Raw genomic sequence first — 4288 nt, forward strand, 5'->3', positions numbered from 1 at the left:
CAACATCCCCCAAATCCCCACACGCCGCCGCTGCTCCCCACCCCCACCCCGCACCCCCCGACTCGCCCCCAGAAACACCGCCCGCAAAACCCGCCACCCAACCCCTCGGCGGCGAATAACCCCACCCTCCCGTCCCCCGCGCATCCGCACCTGCTCCCGATGGGGGACCCGCCGGGCGCTCTTGGAGCCCCGAAATGGGAGGTGCTCCCCCGCCGGTGACACTCATGTGGCGGGAGACCGCTGGGCGGTTGTGGGTGCGGTCAATGATGAAGTCGTGGCCTTTCGGCTTGCGGGTGATCGCTTCGTCGATTGCGGCGTAGACAAGGTCGTCGTCGTCCGTGGCGCGCAATGCAGAGCGGAGATCGGCGGCATCGTTCTGGCCGAGACACATATAGAGCGTGCCGGTGCAGGTGAGCCGGACGCGGTTGCAGCTTTCGCAGAAATTATGCGTCATCGGCGTTATGAAGCCGAGACGGCCGGCGGTTTCGGCGACTTCTACATAGCGTGCCGGACCGCCGGTCTTGTAGCCGATATCGGTTAGCGTGAACTCACGTTCGAGATCGGCGCGAAGCTCGGAGAGCGGCAGATACTGGTCGGTTCTGTCCTCGTCGATCTCGCCCATCGGCATGGTTTCGATGACTGTGAGATCCATGCCCCGGCCATGGGCGAAACGCAGCATGTGCGGTATCTCGGCTTGGTTGAAATCCTTGAGGGCGACCGCATTGAGCTTGATCTTCAAGCCGGCGTTCTGCGCCGCGTCGATCCCTTCCATGACCTTGGCGAAATCGCCCCAGCGGGTGATCTTGCGGAACTTGTCGGGGTCGAGCGTATCAAGCGAGACGTTGATGCGGCGCACGCCGCAGTCGTAGAGTTCCTCTGCATGGCGGGCAAGCTGGGAGCCGTTGGTCGTCAGCGTCAGTTCCTCGAGGCCGGAGCCGATCCGCTTTCCGAGCTCGCGCACGAGGAACATGATGTTCTTGCGCACCAGCGGCTCGCCGCCGGTCAGCCTGATCTTGCGCACGCCCTTGGCGATGAAGGCCGAACAGAGCCGGTTCAGCTCTTCAAGCGTCAGAAGGTCCTTCTTCGGCAGGAATGTCATGTTTTCCGCCATGCAGTAGGTGCAGCGGAAATCGCAGCGGTCGGTGCCGGAGACGCGCAGATAAGTGACCGCCCGTCCAAAGGGGTCGATCATCGAGGCTGCATCTGCCACTAAGGGCGATGCGCTTGCTATCGTTCCAACGTTGCTGTTCACCAATATCTCCGTCGTCATGGTAATGTGGACAGATGTGGCTGCACCGTCAAGGGAAAGGCGGGGGACGCACGGTAAATTGAGCTTGCCTCGAAATGCTCGATTGCCTACTGCTCTGTGACAATTGGAGGGAGCGATGAGCGATATCTGGCCCACTGAACTGCGTGTCTCGAAGGACCGGCAGCGTCTGACCGTGACCTTCAACGACGGCCAGAGCTTTGATATTTCGGCCGAAATGTTACGTGTGCTTTCGCCCTCGGCAGAAGTGCAGGGCCATGGGCCGGGGCAGAAGTTGACGGTTCCCGGCAAGCGCAACGTCGCGATCATCTCTATGACGCCGACCGGCAATTATGCCGTGCGCATCGGCTTCGACGACATGCACGATACGGGCATCTTCACCTGGGTCTATCTGCGCGAGCTCGGCGAGCGTGGCGAGGAGCTTTTTGCGGAATACGAGAAGGAACTCGGCGAGAAGGGCATGAGCCGCGAGGTCGCGGAAAAGCCGCGCTGAGCGATCAACAGCCATAAGGGGGGGGAAATGGCGGGAACCACAGGTAAAAACTGGCTGCGTTCGAAGGGAAGTCCGGCCGACAGCAAGGTCAGCTTTCTCGAACTCTTCTTCGACCTGGTGTTCGTCTTTTCCATTTCACAGCTTTCCCACGCGCTGGCGGCCCACTACACGCTGCTTGGCGCTGTCGAAGCGGCGCTGATGACCTTCGCCGTCTGGTGGGTCTGGGTCTTTACGGCCTGGGTAACGAACTGGCTCGATCCCGAAAAGATGCCGGTGCGCGGCATGCTCGTTGCTCTGATGCTGCTCGGATTGGTGCTTTCGGCTTCGATTCCCGAAGCTTTCGGCGACAAGGGACTGCTTTTTGCGGCGGCCTACGTGCTGATGCAGGTCGGACGGTCGTTTTTTGCGCTCTATGCGATGAAGGATGCCGGCCGCTCGAACTATTTGAACTTCATCCGCATCAGCACATGGCTTGCGGTTGCCGGCGTTTTCTGGATCGCCGGCGGTTTTCTGGAGCATGAGGGGCGGTTGATTACATGGATTATTGCGCTCCTCATCGATTATGCGGGTCCGGCCTCAGGTTTCTTCGTGCCGGGGCTGGGCAAGTCGACGGCGGCGGACTGGGATGTCTCGGGCGCCCACATGGCGGAGCGTTGCGCGCTGTTTATCATCATCTGCCTCGGCGAAGCGATCCTCGTTTCCGGCCGCACCTTTTCGGAACTGCCGTTTTCCGGTCTGACGACCGCCGTTTTCGTCACGGGCTTTGTTGGAACGGTCGCGATGTGGTGGCTCTATTTCCGGTTCGGGCATCAGCGGGCCGCACACCGGATCGAGCATGACGAGACGCCGGGCCGCCTTGCGCGGCAGGCTTTCACCTATGCGCATATTCCGATTCTCGCCGGCATCATCGTGCATGCGGTGGCCGTCGAGTTCATGTTCTCGCATCCCCACGACAAGGGCGATGTCGGCGTGATGGCTGCGATCCTCGGTGGCTCGGGCCTTTTCCTTGTTGGCAATCTCTGGTTCAAGGGCGCGACGAGCGGGCGAGCGCCGCTTTCGCATATCGCGGGTCTTGTGCTGCTGGTCCTTTTGGCGTTCCTGGCACCGGTGCTCGAAGTCTATGTGATGGGCATTCTGGCGACGCTGGTGTTGATCGTCGTTGCCGCATGGGAATACAGATCGCTTGCCGGGCGGCCGGCCGGGCGCACGCTGCACTGACATCAATCCTCGTCGCGCAGATCCTGCTGCAGCACGCCGATGATCCGTTCCATCGAGCTTGCCATGGCCATGCACTGCTCTATCGGCTCGGGGGACAGCACCCGCTCGATCAGGTCGGTCTGGATCACCATGGCGCGCTCGGTGAGGCTGCGGCCCTCGGGTGTCAGATAGAGCCGCAGCACGCGCTTGTCCTTGTCGTCGCCGCAGCGCTTAATCAGGCCGCGTTTTTCCATCTGTGGCAGCAGCATGCTCATATTGGAGCGGCCGACGAGGAGCTTGCGGGCAAGCTCCTGCTGCGAGATGCCCTCGAAGCGATAAAGATTGATCAGAATATCGAGATGCGGGGTCTTGATATCGAGCTCTGCCAGCGATCGGCCCAAGGATTGCTGCATCAACTGGCAGGCGCGGGCGACGGCGATCCAGCTGCGAAAACGCGGATGATCCCAAGGAAGGGATTGTTTTTTGTTCATCGTTGTACTTTATTGTTCAGTGTTGAACATTATTGGATTCCCACTATGCCAAACTTTGCACTGAAGGTCACCCGCCTCGGATTTTCGCTGTTGCAGGCGGTTTCACCGCTTCTTGCGGGCAAGACGGCGTTCCGGCTGTTCTGCCTGACGCCGTCCGCAAAGCCAAAGGGCGCAAAGGCCAGAGCGGCGCATGCGGCAGGCCGGGCTTTCCTGCAATCGGCGGAGCGAATCGAGTTTCGCCTTGTGGGTGGACGGCGGGCGCATGCCTACCGGATCAACGGCGGTGCTGCCGGCAGGCGGCAGCGTTACCTTGTGACGCACGGCTGGGGGTCGAGCATGGAATACATGACCGATCTGATCGGTGCGCTTGCCGCAAGCGGCGCGGAGGTGATCGGCGTCGATTTTCCGGGCCACGGGCGCGCAGGCGGACGCTTTCTGCATATGGGGCTTGCCGTAGAGACGATCGCCGCAGCCGAGGTGCGGTTCGGGCCATTCGACGCGACAGTCGGCCATTCCTTCGGCGGCGCGGCCCTGATGGTTTCGGCCGCCGGCCTGCTGCCTGAAATCGAAGCGCTGTCGGCCGGAAAGATCGTCACGATCGGCTCGCCGAGCGAGATGAAATGGCTGTTTGCCGGCTTCGGCAGGATGGTCGGCCTCGATAAGGCGGCGCAGGCGGCGCTTGAGGGTGAGGTGCATCGGCTGACCGGCCGGAGACTGGAGGATTTCGATGCGGGGGAGGCGGCTGCAACAATGGCGCGCCCGATGCTGGTGATCCACGCGGAAGACGACAAGGAAGTCAGCGCTAATCATGCGCGGCGCTACGCCGCCTCGGGCAGGAGC

General features: G+C 61.7%; 4 protein-coding genes and 1 pseudogene. 3 read left to right on the plus strand and 2 right to left on the minus strand.

All coding sequences use genetic code 11. The annotated features are described in order from the left end of the window. Positions 1-208: 208 nt before the first annotated feature. A pseudogene (gene moaA, locus C9413_RS28535) lies at positions 209-1252 on the minus strand (GTP 3',8-cyclase MoaA); the annotation flags it as partial. Positions 1253-1385: 133 nt separating this feature from the next. Between moaA and C9413_RS28540 the strand changes: the two are divergent. Both C9413_RS28540 and C9413_RS28545 read left to right on the plus strand, forming a co-directional pair. Continuing rightward, positions 1386-1760 carry a DUF971 domain-containing protein gene (locus tag C9413_RS28540; RefSeq protein ID WP_039845077.1) on the plus strand — a complete coding sequence of 125 codons (375 nt, stop codon included), beginning with the start codon at positions 1386-1388 and terminating at the stop codon, positions 1758-1760. Positions 1761-1787: 27 nt separating this feature from the next. Next, the gene (locus C9413_RS28545) at positions 1788-2978 is read left to right on the plus strand and encodes a low temperature requirement protein A (RefSeq protein WP_039845076.1); all 1191 of its coding nucleotides are present in this window, start codon (positions 1788-1790) and stop codon (positions 2976-2978) included. Between the two features lie 2 nt (positions 2979-2980). On the opposite strand, the gene C9413_RS28550 is transcribed toward C9413_RS28545, so the two are convergent. After that, positions 2981-3448 (minus strand): MarR family winged helix-turn-helix transcriptional regulator, encoded by a 468-nt coding sequence (locus C9413_RS28550; RefSeq protein WP_039845075.1) that lies wholly within the window; start codon positions 3446-3448, stop codon positions 2981-2983. A 45-nt stretch (positions 3449-3493) separates the two neighbouring features. On the opposite strand from C9413_RS28550, the gene C9413_RS28555 reads away from it, so the two are divergent. Continuing rightward, positions 3494-4288 (plus strand): alpha/beta hydrolase (locus C9413_RS28555; RefSeq protein ID WP_170251239.1); only part of this gene is annotated, 795 nt, incomplete at its 3' end.

This window comes from Rhizobium sp. SEMIA 4085 (genome assembly GCF_013004495.1).
GTDB lineage: Bacteria > Pseudomonadota > Alphaproteobacteria > Rhizobiales > Rhizobiaceae > Rhizobium > Rhizobium gallicum.

Excerpts from the sequence above, each read along its gene's own strand:
- C9413_RS28540 (WP_039845077.1), top strand. The coding sequence starts at position 1,386 with ATGAGCGATATCTGGCCCACTGAACTGCGTGTCTCGAAGGACCGGCAG.
- C9413_RS28545 (WP_039845076.1), top strand. The coding sequence starts at position 1,788 with ATGGCGGGAACCACAGGTAAAAACTGGCTGCGTTCGAAGGGAAGTCCG.
- C9413_RS28550 (WP_039845075.1), bottom strand. The coding sequence starts at position 3,448 with ATGAACAAAAAACAATCCCTTCCTTGGGATCATCCGCGTTTTCGCAGC.